The 15,412-nt window shown below is 69.0% G+C and carries 10 protein-coding genes and 2 pseudogenes; 4 read left to right on the forward strand and 8 right to left on the reverse strand.

Features of this window, described 5'->3' with window-relative positions; all coding sequences use genetic code 11:
* Positions 1 to 82: 82 nt before the first annotated feature.
* Together ROP_RS27540 and ROP_RS27545 are read left to right on the forward strand one after the other, a co-directional pair.
* Positions 83 to 1,927 (forward strand): dynamin family protein, encoded by a 1,845-nt coding sequence (locus ROP_RS27540; protein WP_015889300.1) that lies wholly within the window; start codon positions 83 to 85, stop codon positions 1,925 to 1,927.
* Positions 1,924 to 3,420, forward strand: a complete 1,497-nt coding sequence (locus tag ROP_RS27545) for a dynamin family protein (RefSeq protein ID WP_043825433.1) — start codon at positions 1,924 to 1,926, stop codon at positions 3,418 to 3,420. Before ROP_RS27540 ends, ROP_RS27545 begins: the two co-directional genes overlap by 4 nt.
* A gap of 159 nt (positions 3,421 to 3,579) precedes the next feature.
* On the opposite strand, the pseudogene ROP_RS41535 reads toward ROP_RS27545, so the two are convergent.
* Positions 3,580 to 4,653: pseudogene (locus ROP_RS41535) on the reverse strand (RNA-guided endonuclease InsQ/TnpB family protein); the annotation flags it as partial.
* 22 nt (positions 4,654 to 4,675) lie between these two features.
* Here ROP_RS41535 and tnpA point away from each other — a divergent pair.
* Positions 4,676 to 5,092 (forward strand): IS200/IS605 family transposase, encoded by a 417-nt coding sequence (gene tnpA / locus ROP_RS27555; protein ID WP_015889302.1) that lies wholly within the window; start codon positions 4,676 to 4,678, stop codon positions 5,090 to 5,092.
* Positions 5,093 to 5,183: 91 nt separating this feature from the next.
* On the opposite strand, the gene ROP_RS27560 is transcribed toward tnpA, so the two are convergent.
* The 7 genes and pseudogenes from ROP_RS27560 to ROP_RS27590 all read right to left on the reverse strand — a co-directional run bounded on the left by ROP_RS27560 (position 5,184) and on the right by ROP_RS27590 (position 13,871).
* Complete coding sequence (locus ROP_RS27560; RefSeq protein ID WP_015889303.1) at positions 5,184 to 6,503, reverse strand: DUF2252 domain-containing protein; 1,320 nt, start codon at positions 6,501 to 6,503, stop codon at positions 5,184 to 5,186.
* A gap of 27 nt (positions 6,504 to 6,530) precedes the next feature.
* Positions 6,531 to 7,524 (reverse strand): annotated as a pseudogene (galE, locus tag ROP_RS27565) (UDP-glucose 4-epimerase GalE).
* 14 nt (positions 7,525 to 7,538) lie between these two features.
* Complete coding sequence (locus tag ROP_RS27570; RefSeq protein ID WP_015889306.1) at positions 7,539 to 8,621, reverse strand: ABC transporter ATP-binding protein; 1,083 nt, start codon at positions 8,619 to 8,621, stop codon at positions 7,539 to 7,541.
* A gap of 28 nt (positions 8,622 to 8,649) precedes the next feature.
* The gene (gene galK, locus ROP_RS27575; protein ID WP_015889307.1) at positions 8,650 to 9,840 is read right to left on the reverse strand and encodes a galactokinase; all 1,191 of its coding nucleotides are present in this window, start codon (positions 9,838 to 9,840) and stop codon (positions 8,650 to 8,652) included.
* A complete protein-coding gene (gene galT, locus ROP_RS27580; RefSeq protein WP_015889308.1) occupies positions 9,837 to 11,003 on the reverse strand; it encodes a galactose-1-phosphate uridylyltransferase in 1,167 nt (388 codons plus the stop codon). Before galT ends, galK begins: the two co-directional genes overlap by 4 nt.
* A complete protein-coding gene (locus ROP_RS27585) occupies positions 10,990 to 11,796 on the reverse strand; it encodes a DeoR/GlpR family DNA-binding transcription regulator (RefSeq protein WP_015889309.1) in 807 nt (268 codons plus the stop codon). The genes galT and ROP_RS27585 overlap by 14 nt, the downstream gene beginning before the upstream one ends.
* Positions 11,793 to 13,871 (reverse strand): beta-galactosidase, encoded by a 2,079-nt coding sequence (locus ROP_RS27590; protein ID WP_050785136.1) that lies wholly within the window; start codon positions 13,869 to 13,871, stop codon positions 11,793 to 11,795. The genes ROP_RS27585 and ROP_RS27590 overlap by 4 nt, the downstream gene beginning before the upstream one ends.
* A gap of 229 nt (positions 13,872 to 14,100) precedes the next feature.
* Here ROP_RS27590 and ROP_RS27595 point away from each other — a divergent pair, with 229 nt between their 5' ends.
* The gene (locus ROP_RS27595) at positions 14,101 to 15,396 is read left to right on the forward strand and encodes an ABC transporter substrate-binding protein (protein WP_015889311.1); all 1,296 of its coding nucleotides are present in this window, start codon (positions 14,101 to 14,103) and stop codon (positions 15,394 to 15,396) included.
* The last annotated feature ends 16 nt before the right edge of the window (positions 15,397 to 15,412 follow it).

A 15,412-nucleotide genomic window follows, 5' to 3' on the forward strand; every position in this document is an offset into this window, starting at 1 on the left:
GGGGCTGTTTTCCACAGTCGGGTGTCGGGGCGCCGAACAGGTGCCCGCACGAGGTCGGAAGAATTGCGGGTCAACGAAGCTCATGGACAGTGCAGCCGCCGAGAAGAGTCCAGCCGGGTCGCAGTCGATGACGGCGTTGCTCGAGCAGGCCCTGGGCGTGGCGAAGCGGTTCGGTCGCGGCGACCTGGCGCAGCGCCTCGACTCCGCCCGGACCCGCGTCCAGGACCCGCGGATGCGGATCGTGGTGGTCGGGCCGCTCAAGCAGGGCAAGAGCCAGTTCGTGAATTCCCTGCTCAATCTCACCGTGTGTTCGGTGGGGGACGACGAGACCACCGCGATCCCCACCGTCGTCCAGAATGCGGAGACCGCGTCGGCCGAACTCGTCCTCGCCGATCCGGGTGCCGACCCGATCCGGGTGCCCCTGCCCCTCGACGAGCTGAACGGCATCACCCCGGCCTCGCCCCGCGCCGGGGGCCGTGAGGTGCTGCGGGTGGAGGTCAACGTCCCGAGTCCACTTCTCGCCGACGGGCTGGTCCTCGTCGACACACCCGGGGTGGGCGGCGCCGGCAACCCGCACGCCGCGAGCACACTCGGGCTGATTCCGGCGTCCGACGCCGTATTCGTCCTGTCCGACGCCAGCCAGGAATTCACCGAACCGGAGCTCGGTTTCATCCGTCAGGTCACCAGCCTGTGCCCGTCGGTGGCGTGCCTGATCAGCAAGACCGACCTGTACCCGCACTGGCGCGAGATCGTCGAGGCCGACCGCGGGCACCTCGCGCGCGCGGGCCTCGACGTTCCGCTCATCCCGATCTCGTCGGTGCTGCGTTCGCACGCGCTGCGACTGCAGGACGAGGAACTCAACACCGAATCCGGTTTCGTCGAGCTGTACGCCTTCCTGCGCGACCGGGTGGTGGCCCGGGCCGAGGCGAACACCCGCCGGGCCGTGTCGCTGGACGTGTCGTCGGCGGCCGAGCACCTCACCCTGGGGATCGGCAGCGAGCTTGCCGCCCTGCGTGATCCGGCGAAGGGCGCCGCCGCGGTGGCGGAACTGCAGAAGGCGAAGGCCGCCGCCGAGGAACTCCACAAGAAGACGTCGCTGTGGCAGCAGACGCTCGGCGACGGCATCGCCGACCTCGCCGCGGACATCGACCACGACCTGCGGGACCGGTTGCGCCGCGTCACCCGGGAGGCGGAGGAGACCGTCGACGAGGGCGACCCCGGCAAGGACTGGGACGCGCTGGGGCAGTGGCTCGAGCAGGAGTTCGCGACCGCGATCGGCGACAACTTCGTCTGGGCGCACGACCGCGCCCTCTGGCTGGCCGAGGTGGTCGCGCAGCATTTCGCGGAGACCGGTTCCGTCGAACTGCCGCATCTGGACGTCGCCGACGTGGACGGGGTCCTCGAACCCGTGGCCTCGCTCGCCGACCTCGAGGCGGGACGCATCGGCATCACGCAGAAGGTCCTCGTCGGTATGCGCGGGTCCTACGGCGGCGTCCTCATGTTCGGTCTGATCACCACCATGATGGGCATGGCCCTGGTCAATCCGATCTCGATCGGCGCCGGAGTCCTGCTGGGCACCAAGGCGTACCGGGAAGACCGGGAGAGCCGGATCCTGAAGCGCCGGGCGGAGGCGAAGACAGCGATCCGGCGGTTCGCCGACGACGCCAGCTTCCAGGTCGGCAAGGAGTCGAAGGATCGGCTCCGGTCGATCCAGCGGCTGCTGCGCGATCATTTCACCGCCATCGCCGAGCAGGCGCTGCGTTCGATCAACGAGTCGCTGCGGGCCGCGCAGGAGGCGGCGAACCTCGAATCCACCGAACGGACCCGCCGCATCGCGCAGCTCGAGAAGGATCTGCACGTCGCGTCCGCACTGAAACAGCAAGCGGCGCAACTCGTCGCGGGCGACGCGGGAGCGGTCACGGCATGAGCGCCGCGCCGCTGCACGAAGCCCGCGCGCTGATCGCGTCCGCTCGCCGGCTGTACGCGGGCAGTCCCGACATCCGGGATCAGCTGGGCGGATGCGCCCGGCGACTGGAACAGCCGCTGCGGGTGGCGCTGGCCGGCTCGCTGAAGGCGGGCAAGTCCACGCTGCTCAATTCCCTGGTGGGGCAGGACATCGCGCCCACCGACGCGACCGAGTGCACCCGCGTCGTCACCTGGTACCGCAGCGGGTCGACGCCCACCGTGACGGCGTGGTACCAGCCCGAGCCGGGCACCGGGGCACAGCGTTCCGCCAACGTGCCGGTGCTGCGCCGGGACGGACACCTCACGTTCGACCTGGGCCACCTCACCGCCGATCAGGTGGACCGCCTCGATGTGGAGTGGCCGTCGTCCGCGCTCGCGCACACGACCATCATCGACACCCCCGGCACGTCCTCGCTGTCGCGGGACGTCTCGGCCCGCACCCTCGAGATGCTGACCCCGGACAACGAGGCGTCCGGCGCCGACGCCGTGGTCTACCTGCTGCGCACCCTCAACGCGACCGACGTCCAGTTCCTCGGCCAGATCGGCGACCACGTGGGCGACGAGTCGGGGCCACTCGGCGTGGTCGGTGTCGTGTCGCGCGCCGACGAGGTGGGGGCGGGCCGGCTGGACGCCATGATGTCGGCGAAGGAGGTGGCGTCCCGGTTCGCGGGCGAACTCGAACGGACCGGGCTGTGCCAGGCCGTCGTCCCCGTCGCGGGTCTGCTGGCGCTCGGTGCCCGCACGATGCGACAGGCCGAGTTCGCCGCGTTCCAGCACCTCGCCGAGGTCCCGGTGGACGATCTGAACCTGGCGATGCTGTCGGCCGACCGGTTCGCGCGGGAGGACAGTCCGCTGCCCGTGGACGCGCGGATGCGGGCCCAGCTGGCAGACCGCTTCGGGCTCTTCGGGATCCGGATGGCCGTCACCCTGATCCGGCTGGGCACCAAGGACTCGCCGACGCTGGCGGCCGAACTGGTGGAACGCAGCGGGCTCGACGAACTGCGTCAGGTGATCGACATCCAGTTCGGGCAGCGGGCCGATCAGTTGAAGACCCACTCGGCGCTCGTGGCGCTCAAGCGGGTCCTCACCGCGCATCCGCTGCCGGGGGCGAGCGACATCCTGATGTCGGCCGAACGGCTGCTGTCCGACGTGCACGGTTTCCAGGAACTGCGCCTGCTCGGGCGGCTGCGGTCCACCGAGGTGGGACTGCCCGCCGACGACGTCGCCGAGCTGCAGCGCCTGATCGGCGGGTTCGGAATCGAGATCCCGGAACGACTGGGCACCGACGGCGACGACTCCGTGGAGTTGCAGCGGATGCGGGCGCTCGCCGCGGTGCGGAAGTGGCGCGAACGGGCACGGCACCCCTTGCTCGACCAGTTCACGGCGAGGGCCTGCACCGTCGCGGCCCGCAGCGCGGAGGGTGTTCTGGAGGAACTGAACACCGTCCGCCTTTGACGCCCTCCTCGGCCTAAGGCCGGGGATTCCTACCAGCGCCGCTTGGCGCTCTCGGTGGGTTCCTGCTTCGCCGCGCTGCGCCGGAACACGTTCCGGTCTTACCTGCGCTCCACAGGCGTTTAGCCTCTCCGCCCGTCCGGCGGCGAGAATGTTTCGTGCTGCATTGAGATCCCGATCGTGCTCGGCTCCGCACAGGCAGGTCCACGAGCGCACCGACAGTGGCTTGAGGCCGTCGATCCGCCCGCACGCCGAGCACAGTTGCGACGACGGGAACCACCGATCGACCTTCAAGAAGTGCCGCCCGTACCGGGTGGCCTTCTCCTCGAGCAATCGGGTGAACATCGACCATCCGGCATCGTGCACCGACTTCGCCAACCGGGTCCGTGCCAGCCCCTTCACGCACAGGTTTTCGACGTACACCGCTTGGTTCTCGCGGATGATCGTCGTGGATTGCTTGTGCGCGAAGTCGAGTCTGGCGTCGCGGATCTTCGCGTGTGCCCGGGCAACCGTGATGCGGGCCTTGGCCCGGTTCTTCGATCCTTTCTGCTTGCGGGACAGATTCTGTTGTGCCTTGCGGAGCCGACGTTCGGCGCGGCGGAAGAACTTCGGGGAGTCGACAACCTTCCCGTTCGATAGAACCGCGAACGTGGCCAATCCGAGATCGAGACCGACGTCGGTGTCCAGCTCCGGCATCGGTTCGTCGTCGAGCACCACCACGAATGACGCGAAGTACCGACCCGACGCATCGTTGATCACGGTCACACTCGACGGCTCGGACGGCAACCCCCGGGACCAGCGCACCTCCACGTCCCCGATCTTCGGCAACCGCAGTTTGCTGCCGTCCGTGATCTGAAATCGCGCGTTTTTCGTGAACCGGATCGACTGTCGGTGATCGTGGCGGGACCGGTATCGCGGCGATCCGAGTCTCGGCCCTTTGCGCGTGCCGGTGATGGAGGCGAAGAAGTTGCGGTACGCGGAATTCAGATCGGCCAGCGCTTGCTGGAGCACCACCGACGACACCTCGGCCAGCCATGCCCGATCCGGGCTCTTCTTCGCGTCGGTCAACGCCCGCGACAGCTGGGCGTCCGCGAGGTACGGCAGCCCGTCCCGACGGGCTTGCTCCCGCGCTGCGAGCGCATCGTTGTACACCACTCGGGCGCATCCGAACGCCCGAGCCAGCGCCGTCTGCTGCCCCGGAGTGGGGTACAAGCGGAACTGGTATCGCAGCTGCACACCACGACAGTACCATTGGTTTATGTCTGAGTATGACGATATACGTACTGGCAGGAACTGTACTTTTGCTCTCCATGCTCACTTGGTTTTCGTGACGAAATATCGGCATCGGGTGTTCTCCGACAAGCATCTGAGCCGGATGGAGGAGATCATGCGAGCAGTATGCGAGGACTTCGAATGCGAGCTGGTCGAATTCAACGGCGAAGCCACCCACGTTCACCTGCTGGTGAACTTCCCTCCGAAGGTCGCCGTGTCGCGGCTGGTGAACAGCCTCAAGGGCGTGTCCTCGCGGCGGATGCGGCAGGAGTTCCCGGAACTGGTGCGGCACTACTGGCGTGCGCAACGGCTGTGGTCCGGGTCATACTTCGCGGGGTCGGTCGGCGGTGCCCCGATCTCCATCCTCCGCCAATACATCGAGCAGCAGCACCGGCCCGCCTAGCCAGGACACGCCCGGACGTGAAGGGCCCTCCCGCATGCGCCTCACCCCCACCGCGAACGGCGGAGCACCGGCCCACAACCTGGTAGCCGAGCTACGTCGCGGAGACACCCTTGATCTGACCCGCCCGGAACGCGTCCACGAACAGTTGGTGATCCTTGCGGCTCACCTCGGCGTAGTCGATGCCGAAGTCGACGATCTCACCGACGAACTCGTCCAGCCTGCCGTCGACGACGCTCCGGATCGCGTCCTCGGTCTGGAACGTCACCAGGGTCTGGTCGCTGTCCTCGTCGGAGACACAGTGCACTTTCGCCGTCGCCCGGCCGAGGTCTTCGAGCAGCGGCGCGATGTCCTCGGGCTCGGTGAGGTCGGACCAGTCGAGGTCCAGTTCGTACGGGGAGAGTTCGGCGACGACGAAGCCGGCGCCGTCGATCTCCGTGTACCCGAGCAGCGGATCCGTGTGAACCTGGAGGGCGCGCTGACTCACCACCGTGCGGTGACCCTCGTGTTCGAAGTACTCCCGCACACCGGACTCGTCGACGATCCGGCTCGGAGCGGCGACGTTACCCTGCTTGAGGGAGAGCACGATGTCGTTCTCGAGCGCCTGGCTCGCCCCTTCGATGAGCACGTTGTATGCGGGCAGGCCGGCGCTGCCGATCCCGAAGCCCTTCCGCCCCACCACGTCCTTGATCCGGTAGAACACCGGGCGTGTGGACCGCTTGCTGCGCGGCACCCTGTCGACGTACGTCTCCACCGCCTCACACACCGTGGCGCGTTCCGCCTCCTCCAGTTCGCGGACCCCGCGACCGCGGCGGAAGTGCCGGTCGTAGTCCTCGAGCACCGTGACCGACTCGAGCAGGCTCACCCGGGTGGCGAGACGCGCGCTGAGCAGAAGGTCGTGAATGGCGCCGCGCGAATTGTCCAGGCGCAGCGCAAACGCCTCGTCCGCCTCTTCCCGCACATACTGCAGGACCTGCTCGACGTAACTGCGCAGGTACGTCTCGGCGAGTGCCCGGACATCGCTCTCGGGAAGGGCCTTCTGCCACCCCATCAGGGCCAGGCTCGCGACGAAGCGGCGAAGATCCCAGCTGAAGTGCCCCACGTACGCCTCGTCGAAATCGTTGACGTCGAAGACGAGCGTCCCCTCCGAGTTCATGTACGTGCCGAAGTTCTCCAGATGCAGGTCGCCGTGAATCCACACGCGACCGGTGCGCTCGTCCGCCCACGGATCGTCGAAGGTCCGCAGATCGTCGTAGAACAGGCAGGCGCTGCCCCGGTAGAAGGCGAACGGGTTGGCGGCCATCTTCCGGAACTTGGTGCGGAACGCGCCGGGATCCGCCTCCATCAGGTCGGCGAAGGCCTCGTCGAGAACCTCCACGATCTGCCTCTGCCTCGTGGAATCGGTGTCGTCCACACCGGCCTCCTTCCCGCGGCACACCCGTCACGACCGCACCGAACCACGGTAGCGCTGCCGCTCGCCCAGCGACTGCAGATACGCCCAGGCATCGGCAACGATCTCGTCGAGGCCGGTGTGTCGTGGTTGCCAGCCCAGTTCGGCCTGCACCCGGCCGCCGGACGCGACGAGTACCGCCGGATCCCCGGCTCGGCGCGGGGGCGTCCCGGGTGGCGACGGCCCGCCCGGTGACACGTTCGCACGACGCGATCACCTCCCGCACACTGAACCCGGCGCCGGTGCCGAGGTTGTAGATCCGGTGAGTTCCGGGCCGTGAGGACTCGAGCGCGAGGACGTGCGCCTCGGCCAGGTCGCGGATGTGGATGTAGTCGCGGACGGCGGTGCCGTCCGGGGTGGGCCAGTCGGTGCCGAACACCGAGATCTCGTCCCGGTGCCCGGCAGCGACCTGCAGCACCAGCGGGATCAGGTGAGTCTCCACGACACGGTTCTCGCCGAGCCCGGCGTACGCGCCCGCGACGTTGAAGTACCGGAGGCTGCACGCCGCCAGCCCGTGGGCGTGCGCGTACGACGTGATCGCGTGGTCGATTGCCAGTTTGGTGGCGCCGTACGGGTTGGTCGGCCGGGTCGGTGCGTCTTCGGTGATCGGCACGGAATCCGGCGAACCGTAGGTTGCTGCCGTCGAGGAGAACACCAGCCGGCCGGAACCGGACGAGCGCATCGCCTCCAGCAGCGTCAGGGTTTTCACGACGTTGGCCTGCCAGTACGTTTCCGGCGTCTCGACCGACTCGCCGACGAGGGAGCGGGCGGCGAAATGCAGCACGCCGTCGACATCCCCGGCGCCGAGAAGTCGGTGGGCTGCGCTCGCGACGTCGTCCTCGAGGAATTCCGCTCCCGCCGGCACCGCGTCCGCGTTGCCGGTCGACAGGTCGTCGACGATCACAACCGTGTGGCCGCACTCGAGCAGCCGCTGGGCGCAGACGCTGCCGACGTAACCGGCGCCGCCGGTGACGAGAAGTTTCACGGTTCCCTTTCTGGTCAGTCGCCGAGCCGGGCACCGGTGGTGGGCGAGAAGAAGTGCAGGCGGGCGGGGTCCGGCGCCAGCCGGATGACGTCACCCTTGGCCGGGGAGGGGGAGTCGCTGACGCGCGCGACGATGTCGTGGCCGCCGAGCTCGCCGTCGCGGACGATGCGCCCGTAGATGTAGGCGTCCGCGCCGAGTTCCTCCACCACGTCGACCTTCACGGTGGTGCCCTGGTCGGACACGGTCCACGCTTCCGGGCGGATGCCGACGACGACCCGGCCGGTGCCGAGGGCGCCCAGCGCCGACCGCTCGATCGGCGTCGACAGCGAACCGATCCGGGCGGCGCCGTGCACGACGTCCACCTCGAAGAGGTTCATGGCCGGTGAGCCGATGAACCCGGCGACGAAACTGTTCACGGGCTTGTCGTACAGCGTCTTCGGGCTCGCGCACTGCTGCAGGACGCCCGCCTTCATGACGGCGACGCGGTCGCCCATCGTCATGGCCTCCACCTGGTCGTGGGTGACGTAGACGGTGGTGGTGGCCAGTCGGCGCTGCAGCAGCGAGATCTGGGTGCGGGTCTGCACCCGGAGTTTCGCGTCGAGGTTGCTCAGCGGTTCGTCCATGAGGAACACCTGCGGGTTGCGGACGATCGCCCGGCCCATCGCGACTCGCTGGCGTTGCCCACCGGACAGTGCCTTCGGCTTGCGGTTCAGGTAGTCGCCGAGGTCGAGGATCTTCGCGGCCTCCTCGACGCGGCGGGCGATCTCGGTCTTGTCCATGCCGGCGATCTCGAGCGCGAACCCCATGTTCTTCGCGACCGTCATGTGCGGGTACAGCGCGTAGTTCTGGAACACCATCGCGATGTCCCGTTCCTTCGGTGCGAGCGCGGTGACGTCGCGTTCGCCGATGCGGATGGCGCCGTAGTCGACATCTTCGAGACCGGCGAGCATCCGCAGCGACGTCGACTTGCCGCAGCCGGACGGTCCGACGAGGACGAGGAATTCGCCGTCCTCGATGTCGAGGTTCAACGAATCCACTGCCGGCACGACCGAGCCGGGGTACATCTTGGTCGCCGCGTCGTACGTGACTCGTGCCATGGTCTTCTCCTGGTCGTGGAAGGGGATATCAGAGTCGGGATGCCGAGCCCGACGGCTCGGCGGACAGGAACTGCGGTGTGGGCAGGGACGCGGATTCGGCCCGGCGGACGATGTTCTCGGCGACGGCGTCGACCCGGTCCAGGGGGACGAGGGCGATCGCGGAACCGCCGAAGCCGCCGCCGGTCATTCGCGCTCCCCAGGCGCCTGCCTCGAGCGCGGCGTCGACTGCGGAGTCGAGTTCGACGGAACTGACCTCGTAGTCGTCGCGCAGAGAGGCGTGCGAGCGGTTCAGGGCGTCACCGAGGTCGGCGATCCGGCCGCGGTCGAGCAGGCCGGCGACCTCGGTGACGCGCCGGATCTCGCCGAGCACGTGCCGGGCCCGCTGCGCCGCGGGGGAACTCAGTGCGGCGACGGCGGCGTCGGCGTCGGCGACGTCACGGAGGGTGGCGACACCGAGGTCGGCGCAGGCCTTCTCGATGGCGGCGCGCCGGTTGCCGTACCGGCCGTCGACCAGCCGGTGCGGCGCGTTGGTGTCGACGACCACCAGCCGGGCGCCCGCGGATTCGAAGTCGAGCGGGACGTGCCTGCTCGCGCCGTCCCGGCAATCGAGCAGCAGCGCGTGGCCGGGCCGGGCGAGCATCGCGACCGACTGGTCCATGCCGCCGGTGGACGCACCGGCGATCTCGTTCTCCGCGAGGATGGAGGCGGCGATCAGCGGCCGGCGGCCGGACTCGTCCGTGGGCAGCCCGGCGAGATCGGCGACGGCGAGCGCGAACGCGCACTCGAGCGCGGCCGAACTCGACAGCCCGGAGCCGACGGGGACCGTCGAATGCACTGCCACATCGAAACCCGTTCCGGCCGTGAGATGTCCGGACCGGCGCAGCGCCCACACGACTCCGGCGACGTACGCGGCCCAGCCGGACGGGTGGCCGGGGGCGACGTCGGCGAGCGGGCCCTGCCAGGACTCGCCGGTGTGCGTCGACACGGCGTGCAGTATCCCGTCTTCGCGCACGCGGACGGCGACCACGGTGACGTAGGGGAGGGCGAACGGCAGCACCAGCCCGCCCGCGTAGTCGACGTGCTCGCCGATGAGGTTGACCCGGCCGGGCGCCGCCCAGACGCCGTCCGCGGCGCCGCCGAACGTGCTGCGGAACAACGCTTCCGCCGTTCCCGCGACATTCTGTACGTCGACGGGATCGACCCAGCGCGCCGCACTCACGACGCCACCTCCCGCAGCCGGTCGGCGATGCGCTCGGGGGTGGTGTCGTTGACCCAAGCCCCCATCCCGGATTCGGAGCCGGCCAGGTACTTCATCCGGCCGGGCGATCGCATCATCGAGAACAGTTGCAGGTGCAGCCGCCCGAGCGGGCGGTCCTCGCCGACCGGCGCCTGGTGCCAGGCCGCGATGTAGGGCACGGCGTCGACGCCGTCGAAGAAGCGGTCGACCCGCCGCAGCAGTTCGAGATACACCTCCGCGAGTTCGTCCCGCTCGTTGTCGGTCAGTTCGGTGAGGTCTCGGACGTCGCGGTGCGGTGCGAGGTGCACCTCCAGCGGCCAGCGCGAGGCCGCGGGAACGTACGCGGTCCAGTGCTCGCCGGCCAGGACCACCCGCCTGCCGGACCGTGTTTCGGCGTCCAGGACGTCGGCGAGTAGCAGCCGCCCGGTGCTCTCGAAGTGCTCGCGCGAGCGCCGGATCAGCGCGTCCGTGCGGGGTGGCAGGTACGGGTAGGCGTAGATCTGGCCGTGCGGATGGGTGAGGGTGACGCCGATTTCCTTGCCCCGGTTCTCGAAGCAGAACACCTGCCGCACCCCGGGCAGTGCCGACAATTCGGCGGTGCGGTCGGCCCAGACGTCGACGACGGTGCGGACCCGGTCGACGCTCAGGGTGGCGAACGCGGCATCCGGGTCGCTGGTGAAGCACACGACCTCGCACCTGCCCGCGCCCGGTGCCAGCGGCCACAACGCTTCTCCGTCGACGCAGTCGGGGAGATCCTGCTCGGCGGCGGCCGTCGCCAGCGAGGGAAAACGGTTCTCGAACACCACCACGTCGTAGTCGTCGGCCGGAATCTCGGTGGGCGCCTTGCCCGGCCGGCTCGGGGCGAGTGGCGACGCGTCCGGCGGCGGAAGGAACGTGCGGTCCATCCGCTGGGCGGCGATGACCACCCATTCCCCGGTGAGTACGTCGAAGCGCATCTGCGACTGCGACACCGCCGGCGGCAGCGGGCGGGAATCCACCAGTTCGCGGGTGGCGCCGCCCGACACGTACGGCTCGGAGTCGTCGAAGTAGATGAGTTCGCGGCCGTCCGCGAGGGTGGTCCGGGTCTTGCGCATCCGGACCCGCGCGGGGGCTTCCCGCGCATCCTGTTCGTCACGCACGGTCATCGGTGGATCCTTCCAAGTTTTCCCGTGTCACTACGAGGTCGCCGACGTGATCGGCGAGAGATTCCTGGGCGGCGCGCTCGAGCCCGGCGTCGGTGATGAGGATGTCGACGTCGGACAGGGGGATCGTGTTGGCCAGCGCGGTCACACCCCACTTCGTGTGGTCGGCGAGCACCACGACCCGGCGCGAAGACGCGACGAGCGCCTGATTGGTCTGGGCTTCCATCAGATTGGGGCAGGTCAGCCCCGAGTCGATCCCCATGCCGTGCGTGCCGAGGAACAGCATGTCCACGTGGATCCCGCGCAGGGCGGCGACCGTGAGCGGCCCGACGAGGGCGAACGACGGGGTGCGCTGACCGCCGGTGAGGAGGATGGTCTGGTCGTCGCGGCCACCCTCGTGGAACGCGTCGGCGACGGGCAGCGAATTGGTGACGACGGTGATGTCGGGAACGTCGAGCAGTTCGCGGGCCAGGGCGTGCGTGGTGGTGCCGCCGGAAATGCCCACCGACGTGCCCGGACGCACCAGCCGGGCGGCGGCACGGGCGATGGCCCGCTTGGCCTCGCGGTCGAGTTCGGACTTCGCCGAGAATCCCGGTTCGTGGACACTCGCCGACCGCGGCAATGTGACCCCGCCGTGCACCCGCTCGACCAGACCCTGCTCGACGAGTTCGTTGATGTCGCGCCGGATGGTCATGTCGGAGACCCCGAGCGTCGCACCGAGGTCGACCACTTTCACCGCACCGTGGGCGGTGACCTCGTCGAGGATCACCTGCTGGCGCTGCCGAGCGAGCATCATGCGTCCGCCTTCCGGGTCGGGGCGCCGGTGCCGGCGCCGTCTTCGCGAATCACAGCACAGTTGCCCGGTTCCAGCGTGAGGGGTCCGTCGACGACCCGTTCGGTGACGAGGTCGGTGCCGGACACGTCGACGGTCACCTTCTCGTTCGTATGGTTGAGGACGAACAGCCACGACCCGTGCTCGCCCCGCCTGCGGACGATCTCGACGTCGGAGTGCTGCCCGGTGTGCAGTGCGAGACCGGCTGCGGAGCAAATCGATTCGGCGATTCTCTCCAGTCCGCGCGGGTCGGGGACGGTCGCGAGATACCAGGCGGCGCCGTCGCCGACGGAGCGCCGGGTGACGGCGGGCACGCCCTGCAGGTGTCCCTCGGCGTGGCGGGCGAGGACGTCCACGTCCTCGGACACCGTGAGGTACTCGGTCCAGGTGCGGGCCGAGGTGCCGTCGTCGAGGGCGGCGGTCTCGTCGGCGCCGAGCGGGAAGAACTCCTCGACGCGGACGCCGAGCAGGTCTCGGAACGCACCCGGGTAGCCGCCGAGCCGGACGTGGTCGTCACGGTCCGCGATCCCGGAGAATGCGGTGACGAGCACCTGGGCGCCTGCGCGGGCGGCTGCCTCGATGCGCGCGGCGTCCCCGTCGCTGCACAGATACATCGCGGGCACCACCAGCACCGAGTAGCGGTCGAGGTCGGCGTCCGGGGGGACGACGTCGCAGGTCACTCCGGCGAATGCGCGGTGCATCTGCTCGGCGATCGTCATCGGCTGCATCAGCCGCGACGGGTGGCCGTCCTGCTCGCACGCCCACTGCGACTCCCAGTCGAACAGCACCCCCACCGGCGCCTCGACGCGACTGCCGGCCACCGGTTCGAGGCGGCGCAGCACGGCGCCGAGTTGGACGACTTCCCGCCACCGGGCGGAGTCGGGGCCCGCGTGCGGAACCAGGGCCGAGTGGAACTTCTCGGCGCCGGCCTGCGAGGCGCGGAATTGGAAGAAGGCGATGCCGTCCGCTCCGCGGGCGACGTGGGCGAGGGAGTTGCGCAGCATCTCGCCGGGTGCCTTCGCCCGGTTGACCGGCTGCCAGTTGACGGCGCTCGTCGAATGTTCCATCAGCAGCCACGGCCGTGAGTCGGCGATGCCGCGGGTCAGGTCGGCGGAGAACGACAGCCGGTGGTGGGCGGCGCCGTCGCCCGCCGCGGGCCCCACCAGGTAGTGGTCGGTCGACACCAGATCCTGCTCGGGCGCCCACTGTGCATAGTTCATGTCGCCGGCGAGCGACTGCGGCGAGCCCATGCCCACCATGAAATTCGTCGTGACCGGCACGTCGGGGGTGATACGCCGCAACACTTCCCGCTCGGCGAGGTACTGATCGAGCAGGGCGTCCGAGCAGAACCGGCGCCAGTCCAGAAGATGCGTGGGATTGCCGAAGGTCGTGCTCGCGGACGGTGGCACCACCTCGTCCCAGTCGCCGTAGTGCTGGCTCCAGAACGTCGTGCCCCACGCCCGGTTGAGTTCGGTGAGGTCGCCGTAGCGCCGCTGCAGCCACCGCCGGAACGCCCGCGCGCTGTCGGGGGAGTGGCAGCGCGAGTTGTGGCACCCGAGTTCGTTCGACACGTGCCAGAGCGCGAGCGCCGGGTGGTCGCCGTAGCGGGTGGCCATCTTCTCGACGAGGACGAGGGAGTGCTCGCGGTAGATCGGCGAACTGGGGCTCCACGTCTGCCTGCTGCCGATCTCGTACCGGTAGCCGCGCTCGTCCACGGGCCGGATCTCGGGATGCGCGGCCGTGAGCCACGGTGGCGGGGACGCGGTGGCGGTGGCCAGGTCGACGCGGACGCCACCGCCGTCCAGGAGGTCGAGGACGCGGTCGAGCCAGCCGAAGTCCCAGGTGGAGGGGGTGGGCTGCAGCCGCGCCCAGGAGAACACGCCGACGGTCGCGAAGTCGACGCCCGCCTCGCGCATGAGTTCGACGTCGCGCTGCCAGACCTCTTCCGGCCACTGCTCGGGGTTGTAGTCCCCGCCGAAGGAAATGCCCCGGGTCGGCCACCTCAGGTGCCGCCCGCCGGAGTCGCTCGCTGTGTGCATGCTCACAATCTGTCGGATCCCCGCTCAAAAGTCAACATGAATGAACATTTATGCACTTCCGCAGGTGAAAGCGCTCTGATGCAGTTGACAATGCGCGCTGGGGCGTGATTTTGTAACGTGCATCACGTCAGGGCGTGAGACGACATCACCGCGATGTGATCGAAGTTGTTCGATTTCGATCAGGTGGTGAGCGACTCCGCCCACCCGGTACTCAATCGAAAAGGGCACCATGAACCGAAACGCGCTGCCGCACACGTGGCAACCCTCCCGGCGCACCTTTCTCAAGGCCGCGCTCGGCGCCGCGGGCGCCCTGTCGACGGCGGGCCTGCTGTCCGGCTGCACGGGCGGTGTCGATCCCCATGTGATCACCCTCGGATCGCGGCTGTCGGACAAGAACGCGAAACTCGGCGTCAAGGACGTCGTCGGGATGTTCCAGCAGCAGACCGGGGGCACCGTACGGATCAACTCCGTCGACTCCACGTCGTTCCAGGAGAATGTCAACAACTACCTGCAGGGCACCCCGGACGACGTCTTCACCTGGATGTCGGGATACCGCATGAAGTACTTCGCGGACAAGGGCCTCGTCGACGACGTCAGCTCGGTGTGGCAACCGCACGGAGGTGGTTTCAGCGACAGCTTCCGTGAGGCGTCCACCGGAACCGACGGCAGGCAGTACCTGATCCCGTTCTTCTACTACCCGTGGGCCGTGTTCTACCGTCCCAGCCTCTGGCGGGAGCGCGGTTACGCGCCGCCGAAGACGTTCGACGACTGGGTGGCCCTGTCGAAGCGCATGCAGGCCGACGGGCTCACCCCGATCGGGTTCGGGGTCCGCGACGGCTGGTCGCCGTTCGGCACGTTCGACTACCTCGATCTGCGCCTCAACGGAGTCGACTTCCACCGCTCGCTCCTGGCCGGCGACGTGAGCTGGACCGACAACCGCGTCCGGTCGGTGTTCGACACCTGGCGCGAGATCCTCCCGTTCCACCAGCCGCAGCCGCTGGGCCGCAAGATGTCCGAGGCGCAGCAGGCCCTCCTCAACAAGGAAGTCGGGATGCTGGTGGCCGGCATGTTCGTCGCACAGAGCTTCCCCGCGGGACCGGACCGGGACGACCTGGACTTCTTCCCGTTTCCTGAAATCGACTCCGCCGTCGGCTCTTCGGCGGTCGAGGCACCCATGGACGGCTTCATGATGCGCAAGGACCCGCGGAACCTCGCCGGGGCGCAGCAGTTCCTCTCCTTCCTCACGAGCGCCGACGCCGCCGTCGCCTACGCGAAGCAGGACCCCCAGGCCATCCCGGCGCACCGCGACGCGGACCTGTCGGGTTTCCCTCCGCTCGTGCAGAAGTCGGCCGCTCTCGTGCAGGGCGCGGGCTCCATCACCCAGTTCCTCGACCGTGACACCCGGCCCGATTTCGCGTCCGTCGTGATGATTCCGGCGATGCAGCAGTTCCTGGGGAACCCGAACGACGTGGACGGCCTGGTCCGCAGCATCGAGCGACAGAAGGCGGCGGTGTTCGGCCAATGAACGCACACGAGAAGAC

Source organism: Rhodococcus opacus B4 (assembly GCF_000010805.1).
GTDB lineage: Bacteria > Actinomycetota > Actinomycetes > Mycobacteriales > Mycobacteriaceae > Rhodococcus_F > Rhodococcus_F opacus_C.

Coding starts and splice junctions, on each gene's coding strand:
- ROP_RS27585 (WP_015889309.1), bottom strand. CDS start 11,796: ATGATGCTCGCTCGGCAGCGCCAGCAGGTGATCCTCGACGAGGTCACC.
- tnpA (WP_015889302.1), top strand. CDS start 4,676: ATGTCTGAGTATGACGATATACGTACTGGCAGGAACTGTACTTTTGCT.
- ROP_RS27570 (WP_015889306.1), bottom strand. CDS start 8,621: ATGGCACGAGTCACGTACGACGCGGCGACCAAGATGTACCCCGGCTCG.
- galT (WP_015889308.1), bottom strand. CDS start 11,003: ATGACCGTGCGTGACGAACAGGATGCGCGGGAAGCCCCCGCGCGGGTC.
- ROP_RS27590 (WP_050785136.1), bottom strand. CDS start 13,871: ATGCACACAGCGAGCGACTCCGGCGGGCGGCACCTGAGGTGGCCGACC.
- ROP_RS27540 (WP_015889300.1), top strand. CDS start 83: ATGGACAGTGCAGCCGCCGAGAAGAGTCCAGCCGGGTCGCAGTCGATG.
- ROP_RS27545 (WP_043825433.1), top strand. CDS start 1,924: ATGAGCGCCGCGCCGCTGCACGAAGCCCGCGCGCTGATCGCGTCCGCT.
- ROP_RS27595 (WP_015889311.1), top strand. CDS start 14,101: ATGAACCGAAACGCGCTGCCGCACACGTGGCAACCCTCCCGGCGCACC.